The organism is Pseudomonas sp. DTU_2021_1001937_2_SI_NGA_ILE_001 (genome assembly GCF_032463525.1).
Classification (GTDB): Bacteria; Pseudomonadota; Gammaproteobacteria; order Pseudomonadales; family Pseudomonadaceae; genus Aquipseudomonas.
Map to the genome: position 1 here is coordinate 5,256,006 of NZ_CP135971.1, position 12,655 is coordinate 5,268,660.

The 12,655-nt window shown below is 66.6% G+C and carries 9 protein-coding genes; 3 read left to right on the forward strand and 6 right to left on the reverse strand.

Annotated features, from left to right (window positions below; translation table 11 throughout):
- Window positions 1–4 precede the first annotated feature (4 nt).
- Both fabF and RRX38_RS23130 read left to right on the forward strand, forming a co-directional pair.
- A complete protein-coding gene (gene fabF / locus RRX38_RS23125) occupies window positions 5–1,285 on the forward strand; it encodes a beta-ketoacyl-ACP synthase II (RefSeq protein WP_315960812.1) in 1,281 nt (426 codons plus the stop codon).
- Window positions 1,285–2,508, forward strand: a complete 1,224-nt coding sequence (locus RRX38_RS23130) for a multidrug effflux MFS transporter (protein ID WP_315960813.1) — start codon at window positions 1,285–1,287, stop codon at window positions 2,506–2,508. The genes fabF and RRX38_RS23130 overlap by 1 nt, the downstream gene beginning before the upstream one ends.
- Here the strand turns inward: RRX38_RS23130 and RRX38_RS23135 are convergent, their stop codons facing one another.
- The 6 genes from RRX38_RS23135 to RRX38_RS23160 form a co-directional block, all read right to left on the reverse strand.
- Window positions 2,509–3,174: a hypothetical protein gene (locus RRX38_RS23135; RefSeq protein WP_315960814.1), complete on the reverse strand. Its 666-nt coding sequence runs from the start codon at window positions 3,172–3,174 to the stop codon at window positions 2,509–2,511.
- On the reverse strand, window positions 3,171–4,457 hold the full coding sequence (locus RRX38_RS23140) for a M48 family metallopeptidase (protein WP_315960815.1): 1,287 nt from the start codon (window positions 4,455–4,457) through the stop codon (window positions 3,171–3,173). The genes RRX38_RS23135 and RRX38_RS23140 overlap by 4 nt, the downstream gene beginning before the upstream one ends.
- 208 nt (window positions 4,458–4,665) lie before the next feature.
- A complete protein-coding gene (locus RRX38_RS23145) occupies window positions 4,666–6,441 on the reverse strand; it encodes a S8/S53 family peptidase (RefSeq protein WP_315960816.1) in 1,776 nt (591 codons plus the stop codon).
- A 69-nt stretch (window positions 6,442–6,510) separates the two neighbouring features.
- Window positions 6,511–7,764 carry an arsenic transporter gene (locus RRX38_RS23150; protein ID WP_315960817.1) on the reverse strand — a complete coding sequence of 418 codons (1,254 nt, stop codon included), beginning with the start codon at window positions 7,762–7,764 and terminating at the stop codon, window positions 6,511–6,513.
- Between the two features lie 488 nt (window positions 7,765–8,252).
- Window positions 8,253–10,427 carry a TonB-dependent siderophore receptor gene (locus RRX38_RS23155; protein ID WP_315960818.1) on the reverse strand — a complete coding sequence of 725 codons (2,175 nt, stop codon included), beginning with the start codon at window positions 10,425–10,427 and terminating at the stop codon, window positions 8,253–8,255.
- 211 nt (window positions 10,428–10,638) lie between these two features.
- Window positions 10,639–11,361: a pirin family protein gene (locus tag RRX38_RS23160; protein WP_295475753.1), complete on the reverse strand. Its 723-nt coding sequence runs from the start codon at window positions 11,359–11,361 to the stop codon at window positions 10,639–10,641.
- Between the two features lie 226 nt (window positions 11,362–11,587).
- Between RRX38_RS23160 and RRX38_RS23165 the strand changes: the two genes are divergently transcribed.
- Window positions 11,588–12,538, forward strand: a complete 951-nt coding sequence (locus RRX38_RS23165) for a GlxA family transcriptional regulator (protein WP_295475756.1) — start codon at window positions 11,588–11,590, stop codon at window positions 12,536–12,538.
- Window positions 12,539–12,655: the final 117 nt, after the last annotated feature.

A 12,655-nucleotide genomic window follows, 5' to 3' on the forward strand; every position in this document is an offset into this window, starting at 1 on the left:
GGCAATGAACAATCAGCAGCACACACGCATCGTGGTCACCGGCATGGGCCTGGTCAGCCCCTTGGGGTGTGGCGTCGAACACGCCTGGCAGCGCCTGCTGGCCGGGCAGTCGGGCATCGTTCGGCTGCCTGAGCACTTCACCGAGGGCACTGGCGTCAGCGTCGGCGGGCAGGTGCCGGAGCTGGCCGACGACCCGCTGGCTGGCTACAACCCGGACGCGGTGATCCCGGCCAAGGAACGCAAGAAGATGGACCGCTTCATCGAGTTCGCCCTGGTGGCCGCCGACGAAGCCTTGCGCCAGGCCGGCTGGCAGCCGCAGGGTGAGGCCGAGCAGCAGCGCACCGCGACCCTCATTGCTTCGGGCGTGGGGGGCTTCAGGGCCATGGCCGAGTCGGTGCGCACCACCGACCAGCGCGGCCCGCGACGCCTGTCGCCGTTCACCGCACCGTCGTTCCTGGCCAACATGGCGGCTGGCAACGTGTCGATCCGCCATGGCTTCAAGGGGCCGCTGGGCGCGCCGGTCACCGCCTGCGCCGCAGGCGTGCAGGCGATTGGCGATGCGGCGCGCATGATCCGCAGCGGTGAAGCGGACATCGCCCTGTGCGGCGGCAGCGAGGCGGCCATTGATCGTGTCACCCTCGGCTGCTTCGCCGCCGCGCGTGCGCTGTCCACCTCTGCCGACCCGCAGCAGGCCTCGCGGCCGTTCGACCGTGAGCGTGACGGTTTCGTCATGGCCGAAGGCGCCGGGCTGCTGGTCATCGAGTCGCTGGAGCATGCCCTGGCGCGCGGGGCGACACCGCTGGCCGAGCTGGTGGGCTATGGCACCAGCGCCGATGCCTATCACCTCACCGCCGGCCCGGAAGATGGCAACGGTGCCCGGCGGGCCATGCAGGCGGCCTTGCAGCAAGCCGGCGTGAGTGCTGCCGAGGTGCAACACATCAATGCCCACGCAACCTCCACGCCGGTCGGCGACAAGGGCGAACTGGCGGCCATTGGTGCGCTGTTCGGCACCGGCAGCGGGGTGGCGATCAGTTCGACCAAGTCGGCCATCGGCCACCTGCTGGGCGCCGCTGGCGGCATCGAGGCGATCTTCACCGTGCTGGCGCTGCGTGACCAGGTGGTGCCGCCCACCCTGAACCTGCAGCAGCCCGACGAGGCCGCCGCAGGCCTGGAGCTGGTGGCCCTTGAAGCGCGGCACATGGCGATCACTCATGCCCTGTCGAACGGCTTCGGTTTCGGCGGGGTCAACGCCAGCGTGCTGTTCCGCCGTTGGGAGGGGGCCTGATGAACACCGCCCTGGAGACTGCCGCCCGCAACGCCGAGCGCGCTGACGGGCCGACCCTGAATGGCCGGATCATCGCGCTGCTGGCTGGCCTGTCGGCGCTGAGCATTCTGTCCACCAACATCATCATCCCGGCTTTCCCGGACATGGGCGCGCAACTGGGCGTGTCAGCCCGCGAGCTGGGCCTGACCCTGTCGAGCTTCTTTCTCACCTTCGCCCTGGCGCAACTGCTGGTCGGACCCCTGGCTGACCGCCATGGCCGCCAGCGCCTGGTGTTGGGCGGGTTGCTGCTGTTCGTCATCGGTACCGCAGTGGGCGGCAGTGCGGCGACCCTGGAGATGCTGATCGTCGGCCGGATCATCCAGGCCCTGGGCATCTGTGCGGCGGCGGTGCTGGCCCGGGCTATTGCCCGCGACCTGTTCGAGGGCGACACCCTGGCCCGCGCGCTGTCGCTGACCATGATCGCCACGGCCATGGCGCCGGGTTTTTCACCGCTGCTGGGCGGGGTGTTGAACGCCACGCTGGGCTGGCGGGCGATCTTCGTCGTCGTGGGCCTGGCGGCGTTGCTCACCGCCTGGTTCTACTGGCGCAGGCTGGGCGAAACCCTGCCGCCGGAACGTCGTACACGGCTGTCGGCAGGGCAGGTCATCGTCGCTTATCTGCGACTGCTGAGAGACGGGCGGTTCTTCTTCCCGGCGATGGCCGTCAGCCTGCTGATGAGTGGCCTGTTCGCCTCGTTCGCGGCGGCACCGGCCATTCTGATGACCGGCATCGGCCTGTCGTCGCTGCAGGTCGGTTGGTACTTTGCCGCCACGGTGTTCATGGTGTTCGGCAGTGGCCTGGCCGCACCGCGACTGGCACGGCGCTTCGGTGCTCGGAGCATCACCACCCTGGGCCTGGCCACCGCGCTGCTGGCTGCCTGCCTGCTGTGGTGGGGGCCCAGCCAGCCGGGCTTGGCCTGGTACAGCACCTCGATGGTGGTGTTTCTCTGTGGCATGGGCCTGGCCAACCCGCTGGGTACCGCCATTGCCATGGGGCCGTTCGGCAAGGAGGCAGGGCTGGCTTCAGCGCTGCTGGGCTTCCTGACCATGGGCTGCGGCGCACTGACCACCTGGCTGGGCTCGGTGCTCAGTTACGCACCGGTTACCACGCTGGGCGCTACCCAGGCTGCGGTCTGCCTGCTGGGCCTGGGGCTGTTCGTCATCGGCTCGCTGCAGGCGCGCTGACTACCAGCGCGGCTGCAGTATGCGGATGGCCAGCAGCTCTTCCTTGGCCTGAGCCGCGGCGCCGTAGGACAGCAGCAGGTTGATGAGTCGCTGGGTGTCGAGCCACTGCCCACGGTATTCCAGGCCGGGCATCGACAGCTGCACCTGAGGTCGCCGCGCACGCCGCACACGCGCTTTCGGCTGCAGGGCGCCGAAGGCGTTGTGGCAGGAGGGCAGGGCGGTGCCTTCACGCAAGGTGAGGGTGATGCTCAGTTGGCGGCCTCCCTTGACCCGTGCCTGAACGATGTCGCGCAACGCCAGCTCGTTATCAAGGTTGCGAAACCACAGGCTGTTCGGGGTCAGGCGCAGCAGCGGCTGGCGGCTCGCATGGCGCTGTTGCCAGAGACCGGCGCAGAAGAACAGGCCGCAGACCACGAAAGCGCCGCCCAGCAGGCGGCTGTTCGCCTCACCGAGGCACAGGCCGCCCAGCACGAACATCAACAAGGTGACGCACAGCAGCTTCCGCTGCACACGGCGGGTCAGCACCAGGGTGGTGACGTCCGGCACGGTGGCCAGCACGCGCTGGCGCTCGGCGGCGGCGAGGTGCAGCTGTTCCACGCTGTGCTGTGCGAACGCCTCGGTCAGGGACTCGGCCATGTCGAACAGACGGGCATCGCGGCGGATCATGCAGGGGCTCCGTGTCGAGGGGTGTCCTCCGCCGGTTGCCAGGTCCCGGTCAGTTGCGCGAACCACTGGCGGTCGGCATCGGTGGGTTGGCGAGTGGCTTCGGCCAGCAGCGGCTCGTCCAGTGCGATGTCCAGCGCCACCAGGCGCTGCTGGGTAGGCGGATGGGTGTCGAACGGGTGGGCCAGGGCCTGCGTCATGAGGCTTTGGTCGAGACTTGGCGGTGTATGCCGCAAGTGTTCGCTCAGCGCCTGGACCAGGTTGCCCTGGCGGCCCTCGCCCAGCAGCTGGTCGATGACCCGGTCGAGGGCGATGACTCGCAGCAGGGCCTGGCAGAACAGTCGCTCGCCGGCGACTTCGGCGCCCGCGCGGTCCGCCAGCAGTTCCTGGGCGCGGCGCCAGTGATGCACCGCCACCTGGAAGTGATGCAGGAATTCCCCGGCCAGCCACATGACCGGGCGTTCGAACCAGCCCGGCGGGTGGCCGTCGTCGTCCAGGAGGCTGGCGAAATGCACGGACATCAGCCTGAACTGCGCCGACACCTCGCTGCTGCGCTCCGTGTCCTGGTGGCGGAAATGCCCCAGTTCGTGGCCGATGATGGCCGCGCTTTCCGCCTGGCTCATTGAGGACAGGTAGGTCAGTGGCAGGTACAGGGTGCGTCCGCTCAGTTGTTCGCCGCTGGGTTGCAGCAGCACCGGCACGCTGGTGACGAAGAACGATTGGTCGATACCGACCACGATGTGCTCAGGCCCGGGGGCGCCGACCCGCTCGGCCAGTGCCTCTACCCAGCGCCACACCTGAGGCATCTGTTCGCGTGTCAGGCGGCGGCCGAGGAAGCTCGACCCCGGCTCACCCAGGGCCTGCCAGCGCTGGCGCAGGCGCTGGACCAGGCGGACGCCGATGAGCAACCCGGAGACCACCGGTATGCCGAAGATGAGGATGGTCCAGCCGCCGTCCTTGAGGTGGTTCCAGCCCCAGTGCAGCTCATAGAGCAATCCACAGCCCAGCGACATCACCAGCAACCCGACATAGGCACTCAACCAGCGGCCCAGCGCCTGCCAGCTGCTGGCCAGATGCTCGTGCAGGAAGTCTTGCGAGCGACGCGCGCGCCAGGCATCCAGGCGCAGTTTCAGCCAGCAGGCCGGGCCGACCAGCAGGGCGGCGACCGCCAGCCAGTAGCTGAGCGTGGCCATCGGGTACTCGCCTCGATGATTTTGCAGGGTGCTCCAGGCCATCAGCGCCAGGGGCACGAGCCACATGGGCAGGAACCAGCGCCAGCGGTTCATGGCTGCGCCGCCTTGGCGGGCGCGGCCGGGCGTGCGGTTCGTGTGTTTGTGAGGCAGGCGTCTGGCCGACCTCGCGATGATCGAGCGAAGGCGGGCATCGGAGTATCCGAGCAAGGGATGGCACGCTATTGAAGTACCCCGTCGCGGTGCTGCCAAGCGCCTTGGCCGCCGGGCACAACAATCGGGCCAGTGATCACAAGCCGCGCACTCAGCGGGGTCGGTCGCGGCTCTGCACCGACAGCTCCAGCGCCTGTTGCATGTCGAGGCGCGCTGAACGGCCGACATCCGGGTCATCCAGGCGATGCTGGCGCTCCGACGGCAGGATCGGCGCGGTGAGGTCTTCGGCATCCACCGGTTCGAAGTCGTAGTTGGCGCCGATCGGCAGCGAGCTGCGGCGCAGCAGGGTGCGCAGTTGCGCCGGTTGCAGTTGCGGATTGATCGACAGCATCGCCGCGACGATACCGGCGACCATGGGCGTGGCATAGGAGGTGCCGCAGTGCACGGCGCCGGTCTGCCCGGCTTCGGTGGTGGAGGCATGGGCACAGGCGGCGGCGGTGATGTCCACGCGGCGGTCGAGGTTCGACGAACGACGCCGTACCGCATAGCCGGGGTCTTGCACGGCCAGGCCGGGACGTTCGCTGCGCTGGTGGCCGCCGACTACCAGCAGCTGGCTGGTCACGAAGGAGGACGGCAGGCGGTAGTCGTCGGTGCCGGAGAACGACGCGCCGTTGCCGGCGGAATTCACCACCAGCACGTTCGGATGCTCTTTGCGCAACCACAGGAAGAACTCTTCGAGCAGTTCCTCGTAGCCGCTCATGGCGATGCCCGAGCGCAGCAGCGAGTCCACTTCTTCGCCCTCTACGGTACGCGCGCCGACGCGGTGGATGCCCCAGCTCCAGTTCAGCACCCGCACGCCGTCTTCCACCAGGTTCACCGAGGCGGCGATGTTGGCGGTGATGCCGGCATCGGAATTGCGTTCGACGATCACCTCGAAGCCGCCGGAGGATTTATCCAGGCCGCGCAGCAGGCCGGTGTTGCCGCCGTTGTTCCAGCTGGCGGCGAGGATGCCGGCCACGGTGCTGCCATGGGCGTCGGGCTTGGCCGCATCACGGGCGTACACGCAAGTACGCGGCACTGCACAGGGGCCGAGGTAGTCGGCGAAGTCGGCGGTGTCGAAGTCCACATCGCGCTCGATCAGGCCGATGCGCACCGGCTGTGGCTGGATCGGCGCCTGGCGGCCGGGGATGCGCCGCTGGTAGTAGTTCACCGCATCGACGAAGCGATTGGCCGCCCATTCGTCCGAGTCGGCGGCAGGTTTTTCCGGTTCAGGTTCCGGTTTCGGGCGTGGTGCGGCGGCCTGCTCGGTTTCTTCGGCGGCGGACTCTTCGATCACCACGGCGTCGACGCTGACCTCGCTACCCAGGCGCAGCACCAGGGCGTCACGTTGGGTCAGGTCATGGGCGGGCACACGCAACTGGTACAGGTTCAGCGGGGCGATACTGCCCACCACCCGGGCGCCGTATTTGTCCGCCAGGCGCTGCGCCTCCTGACGGCCGTCGTGGCTTTCTTCGATGATCACGCTGACCAGGTCTACATAGGTGGTCAGGCCATCCATGTTTTGCGCCACTTCATCGGGGCGCGCGGCGACCACATGGCTGTTGCCGGTGGTCAGCCATACAGCGTTGCTTTGCCGGGCGCCGTCTTCCAGCCACAGCGGTGCGCTGTGTTGTGCCTGGGCATCGATCCGCAGGCGCAGGGTGTCGCCGTCGCGCTGCACGCTGCTGGCGGGCAATGGCTGGTCGCCCAGCCTGAGGGTGGGCGTGGTGCTGCCCAGGCCGCGCACGCCCAGGCACCAGTCCTGCTGGCGACTGTCCAGCAGGTCGCCGCAGCGGGCCAGGGTTGCCAGGCGCAGGGGTGGTTCGGCAGCGAGGGTGGGGGCGGCCAGCGCGAACAGCGTGGCCAGGGCGACGGGGCGTAAAGGCATGCAAGCGGCGTCCGGTGGCGAGTCGTGGTGTTGACTGCGCCGGGCGCCGCTTCGTTCACCGGTGGCCGCTCAGATATGCAAGGCCAGCAGCGCACCGAGCAGCGCCGGCGGCATCACCAGTACGCCCAGGCGCAGGAAGTCCAGGGCGCCGACGTGCTCGCCCTCGCGCCGAATCGCCACCAGCCACAGCAGGGTCGCCAGCGAGCCGGTGATCGACAGGTTGGGACCCAGGTCGACGCCGATCAGCAGCGCGGCGGTGGTGGCGGTGGGCAGCTGCACGATATGGCCGATGGAGCCGGCGATCAGGCCGGTGGGCAGGTTGTTCATCAGGTTGCCGGCCAGCGCCGAACCAAGTCCGGCGGCCCAGCTGGCCTGCACCGGGTCGTGGCGGGCCAGGTCGGCCAGGCCATGGGCCAGGCGTTCGATCAGCCCGGTCTGCGCCACCGCCTCGACCAGCACGAACAGCCCGGCCACCAACGGCAGGACGCCCCAGGCCACGCCCTTGAGCAGCGGCAGCGGGCTGCGCCGTTGGCCCAGGTGCACCAGGGCGGCAGTGGCCAGGCCGGCGCAGAAGGTCGGCAGGCCCAGTGGCTGGTCCAGCGCCGAGGTGCTCACCAGCACCAGCGCGGTAACCATGATGCCCAGCGCACACAGGCGGGCACCGCCCGACAGCGGTTGCAGTTCGATGGCGGTGGCCAGCGGCTGGGTGATCTGCCGACGCTGGGTCAGGCGCAGCACCAGGTAGGTGAGGCCGATGGCGGCCAGCGACGGCAGGGTGAACTGGCGCAGCCAGTCGAGCAGCGGCGGCATCTGGGTGCCGAACACCACCAGGTTGGCGGGGTTGGAGATCGGCAGCACGAAGCTGGCGGCATTGGCGATGAAGGCACAGATGAACAGGTAGGGCAGCGGCTCGGCCTTGGCGGCGCGGCAGGCGGCATACACCGCCGGAGTGAGCACCACCGCCGTGGCGTCGTTGGAAAGAAACACCGTCACCAAAGTACCGACCAGGAACACCAGGTTGAACAACCGTGTGCCCGACCCCCTGGCGTGCTGCACCGCGTACATCGCCAGCCAGTCGAACAGACCCTGGCGGCGCGCCAGTTCGGCCAGCACCATCATGCCCACCAGGAACAGGTACACATCACCGCCTTCGGCCACCGCCTTGAGCGCGGTGCCGGGGGGGATCCAGCCCAGCACCACCAAGAGCAGTGCACCGAGTAGCGCCCAGACATACTCCGGCACGCGCCAGGGGCGCAGGATGACACCACAGGTGGCGACGGCGGCCACGATCCAGATACCCACGGCAGGGTCGATGACAGGCATTCAGGTTTCTCAGGCAGGGAGCAGGGCTGGGACCGGGCGATCATGCCATGGTCCGCAGACTGCTGGAATTGACGCGCCGTGATCCTGCACAGACCCCGAGCTTGATCGGGAGTTCTTGGCCGGCGTGCAGCCGTATCCCGGCCAAGACCAATACGGTTCAGTTAGGCCGGGTAGGAGCTTTAGCCGCGAAGCGACGGCAGGTTCACGACAGATACGGTGAATTTTCTGGCGCTATCGCGGCTAAAGCCGCTCCCACCGGGCCACATGCCGCTTAAGCGAACAGTGTTGAGGCCAAGGCCAATACGGGTCAGTTAGGCCGGGTAGGAACTTTAGCCGCGAAGCGACCGCAGGTTCACAACAGATGCTGTGAATTCCTGATTCTTTCGCGGCTAAAGCCGCTCCTACCGGGCCACACAACGCCTAACTGCACTGTATTGCGGCCCAGCCGCCCCTGCCAGGGCTGGCAAAGGGGCTGCGCGAACCCGGCTTCAGAAGCTGTACTTGGCAGTCAGCATCAGGTTGCGCGGCGCGCCGTAGGTGTCGCCACCGTAGCTGGTCGAGTTGGAGATCGACGAGTAGTACTTGCGGTCGAAGACGTTGTTGGCGTTGAGCTGCAGGTCGAGGTTCTGGTTGACCCGGTAGCCGGCCATCAGGTCGGTGACCGCGTAGGCGCCCTGTTCCAGGCGGTAGCTGCCGCCGTCGGCCAGGGCGATGTCGTTGTACAGGCGGCTCTGCCAGTAGACGCTGCCACCGACGCGCAGTTTTTCCAGCGGGCCCTGCAGGTGGTAGGTGGTGGTCACTTTGAACAGGTGTTCCGGGGTGTCGGTGTCGAAGCGCTGGTTGACGTTCTGCGGATTGGCGGCGTCCTTGAGGGTATGCACCCGGGCGTAGGTGTAGCCACCGCCGACCTGCCAGTTTTCGGTCAGCGCGCCTTGCAGTTCCAGTTCGATACCCTGGCTGCGGATCTCGCCGGAGGCTTCCGCGCAACTGGCTTGCGGGCAGTTCGGTACCACCACGTCCACCGCACGGTTTTCCTGGTCGATGCGGAACAGCGCCAGGCTGGCGTTCAGCGCGCCGTCGAAGTACGCGCCCTTGATGCCCACCTCGTAGTTCTTGCCCACGATTGGCCGTACCGGGCTGCCGGAGGTGTCCTTCTCACTCTGCGGGGTGAAGATGTCGCTGTAGCTGGCGTACACCGAGTGGTGCTCGTCCAGGTCGTAGATCAGGCCGGCGTAGCGGGTCACGTTGCGGGTGACCTTGTAGTCGCCGTCGCCATCGCGGTTGTCGTAGTCGTACCAGTCCAGGCGGCCACCGAGGATCAGCTTCAGCGGGTCGGCGAGGCTCAGGCGGGTGGTCAGGTACACGCCGTCCTGGGTGGTCACCGTGCGGGCGTTGTTGGTATGGGTAAAGTTCGGCTTGCCGCCGTTGAGCGGCCAGTTCAGGTCATAGGGGCTGTAGTTGTGGGTGGTCATGTCGTAGATGCGCTTGCTGGCGCCGACCACCAGTTCATGGGTGCGGCCGAAGGCCTGGAACGGGCCGCTGGCGAAGGCATCCACGCCGGCCTGGTTCTCATCGTAGGTGGCCTGGTAGACGGTACGCGCCAGGCTGTTGTTGACCCAGCGCGACTGATACGAGCCGGAGAACAGGGCGTTCTGCTCGGCATAGTTGGCGTTGACCTGCAATTGCCAGTCGTTGGCCAGGCGCTGGCGCAACTCGGCGAACACCGTGTTGATTTCCTGGTCCTTGTTTTCCCAACTCGTGCCGGGGTTGTAGGAGCGCGGCAGGTCCAGGTGGTGGCCGTCCAGGCCGACCATCGAGGCGCCCCAGAAGTAGTTGGTCTTGTCCTTCTGGTGCGAGAAGCCCAGGGTCAGGGTGGTGTCGTCGCTGAGGTCGGCCTCGGTGACGGCATAGAACAGGCCGTGGTCTTCCTCGGCGCGGTCGATGAAGCTGTTGGCGTCGCGGTAGGAGGTCACCACGCGGCCGCGCAGGGTGCCGCTGCTGTTCAGCGGGCTGGAAGCATCCACCTCACCCCGGTAGTCGTCCCAGCTGCCCAAGGCGCCGGTCAGGGTCACCTTCTGCTCGGCCAACGGGCGCTTGCGCACCAGGTTGACCGCCGCCGAGGGGTTGCCGGCCCCGGTCACCAGGCCGGTGGCACCGCGCACGATCTCGACGCGGTCGAACATCGCCAGGTTTGGCTGGGCGCCGACGCTGTTGCCGTTGTAGCCGCTGGGGATGCCGTCGTACATCAGGTTGTCGATGTCGAAACCGCGTGCCGAATAGGTCTGTCGGCCCGGGCCGCTGGAATAGTCGAGAAACAGCCCCGGTGTGGCCCTGACCACGTCGTTGATGCTGGTCATGTCCTGGTCGTCCATGCGCTGGCGGGTGATCACCGTCACGGACTGAGGCGTTTCGCGCAGGCTCATCGGCAGCTTGGTCGCCGTGGCCATGCTGCCGGTGGTGTAGGACTGGCTGCCTTCGGTGGTGCTGCCCAGCTCGGCCGGCAGGGCGCTGCTGTCGATGGCGATCGCGCCCAGGCTGAGGCTGGCCGGTTTATCCGGGGAGGTTTCGGCGGCCCAGGCTTGGCCTATCGAGGCCATGCAGATGGCCACGGCCAAGAGATCACGGGACGGGCTGAAACGCTGCCGAGCGATACGACGCGACATGAAAGGGGCTCCTGATGAACTGCTAAGGCTTATGGTTATGAGAATCGTTAGCAATAATTGTGTCAGGATCTGTCGGTCTGTAAAAGCTTGTTAATCGAAAATTTCGATGGCAGAGGCGCTGGCAGGACCGACGCAGGGCCTTCGCGGAAAGGAAAACGCCGCGAATCCGCGGCGTTGGAGGGAGTGAAGACACGGGTTTTGCGTGTCGGGGTCATGGCCGGCTGGGGCGTTCCTGGGCACGCAGGTCGAACACCAGTACTTCGGCATCGGTGCCTTGGCTCAGCTCCAGAAGCTGCTCGTCCCGCACCTTGACGCCGTCACCGGCATTCAGGGCCTGGCCATTCAGGGTCACGCTGCCGCGCGCCACATGCACATAGGCGTAGCGGTCGGCGGCCAGTTGCAGCTGCGCCTTTTCCGCGCCGTCGAACAGGCCGGCATACACTCGCGCGTCCTGGCGCACCTGCAGCGAACCGTCCTGGCCGTCCGGCGAGATGATCAGCTTCAGCTGGCCGCGTTTGTCTTCGGCGCTGAAGTGCTGCTGCTGGTAGTTCGGGGTGGCGCCGCTGACGTTGGGCACGATCCAGATTTGCAGGAAATGCACCAGTTCGTCATGCGAATGGTTGAACTCGCTGTGCGCCACGCCGCTGCCGGCGCTCATCAACTGCACGTCGCCAGGGCGGATCACCGAGCCAGTGCCCAGGGTGTCCTTGTGTTCCAGCGCACCTTCGAGCACGTAGGAGAAGATTTCCATGTCGCGGTGCGGGTGCTGGCCGAAGCCCTTGCCGGCCTGGACACGGTCGTCGTTGATCACCAGCAGGTCGGAAAAGCCCATTTCCTGCGGGTTGTAGTAGTTGGCGAAGGAGAAGGTGTGGTGTGAGTTCAGCCAGCCATGGTTGGCCGCACCGCGTTCGGAAGCCTTGCGAAGAGTAAGCATGATGGAATCTCCATTCTTTGCCGACCCTGCTGATTCAGGTGTCGGTGTGTTGGAAGCAAGGTTACCGCCGAAGCACTGTCGCAATAAGTAGCTCAATCATGAATGACTGTCACATTTGAGTTGACAGTTTTCGATGCGCATCTGACTATCTGTTAATTCTTGTAAACAGCTGTGTACGACTGGGCCCTACCTTGATGACTCTCTCTGACGCCATGACTGCCTGCCCATGAAAACCATATTCATGCTGGTCTTTCCGGACTTGCTGCTGCTGGACATGTCCGGACCGCTGGAAGTGTTTTCCATCGCCAACCGCTACCTGCCGGCCGAGGATCATTACCGCATCGTTACCGTCGGTTCCGAGCCGGGCGGGTTGCGTGCCTCCAACGGTGTGGTGGTGCACGCCGACCTGACCCTGGCGCAGGCCAGCGAGCCCTGCGACCTGCTGCTGGTACCGGGCGGTCCGGGGGCCTATGACCGGCACATGCCGCAGGTGCTGGCCTGGCTGCAAGAGGCCGTGCAGCGTGCCGACTGCTATGGCTCGATCTGCACCGGCGCCTTCATCCTCGGGGAGGCGGGCCTGTTGGACGGGCGGCGGGTGACCACTCACTGGCATTACACCGAGCGGCTGATCAAGCGCTTTCCCAAGGCGCTGGTGGAAACCGATCACATTCACCTGCAGGACGGCAAGCTGCTGACCTCCGGCGGGGTGACTGCCGGTATCGACATGGCCCTGGCCGTGGTCGCCCGTGACCATGGCAAGAAGGTCGCCCAGGACGTGGCCAAGGTGCTGCTGGTGCTGATGAAGCGCCAGGGCGGGCAGGCGCAGTTCAGCCCGTTGATGAATACCCTGGCGGGGCCGGAGACCTTGTTGAACCGGGTGCAGAATCAGGTGCTGGAGCAGCTTGAAGAACCCTTTACCGTCGAGCGCATGGCGACGCTGGCGAACATGAGTGCCCGGCACTTCTCGCGGCTGTTCGCGCGTGAAATGGGCATGACGCCCATGGAGTTCCTGCAGAACGCGCGTATCGATCGTGCCCGCAGCCTGCTGGAAATCACCGACCTGCCACTCAAGACCATTGCCTACAAGAGTGGCTTTGGCAGCGTTCGGCACATGCGCCAGCTGTTCAATGCCCGGCTCGGGCTGACCCCGGTGCAGTACCGCGAGCAGTTCAGCTGACCGGCTGAGTGTCGCGCTGGCCGTGCCTTTCAGGCGGGTGTCCGCATAGGGCACCGCAATGACCGGATCGAGTCCCCCGCCGCGATTGTTTCGATTCCCCTGGCTGCGAAGATAAAC

Coding starts and splice junctions, on each gene's coding strand:
- RRX38_RS23145 (WP_315960816.1), bottom strand. CDS start 6,441: ATGCCTTTACGCCCCGTCGCCCTGGCCACGCTGTTCGCGCTGGCCGCC.
- RRX38_RS23135 (WP_315960814.1), bottom strand. CDS start 3,174: ATGATCCGCCGCGATGCCCGTCTGTTCGACATGGCCGAGTCCCTGACC.
- RRX38_RS23165 (WP_295475756.1), top strand. CDS start 11,588: ATGAAAACCATATTCATGCTGGTCTTTCCGGACTTGCTGCTGCTGGAC.
- fabF (WP_315960812.1), top strand. CDS start 5: ATGAACAATCAGCAGCACACACGCATCGTGGTCACCGGCATGGGCCTG.
- RRX38_RS23160 (WP_295475753.1), bottom strand. CDS start 11,361: ATGCTTACTCTTCGCAAGGCTTCCGAACGCGGTGCGGCCAACCATGGC.
- RRX38_RS23130 (WP_315960813.1), top strand. CDS start 1,285: ATGAACACCGCCCTGGAGACTGCCGCCCGCAACGCCGAGCGCGCTGAC.
- RRX38_RS23140 (WP_315960815.1), bottom strand. CDS start 4,457: ATGAACCGCTGGCGCTGGTTCCTGCCCATGTGGCTCGTGCCCCTGGCG.
- RRX38_RS23155 (WP_315960818.1), bottom strand. CDS start 10,427: ATGTCGCGTCGTATCGCTCGGCAGCGTTTCAGCCCGTCCCGTGATCTC.
- RRX38_RS23150 (WP_315960817.1), bottom strand. CDS start 7,764: ATGCCTGTCATCGACCCTGCCGTGGGTATCTGGATCGTGGCCGCCGTC.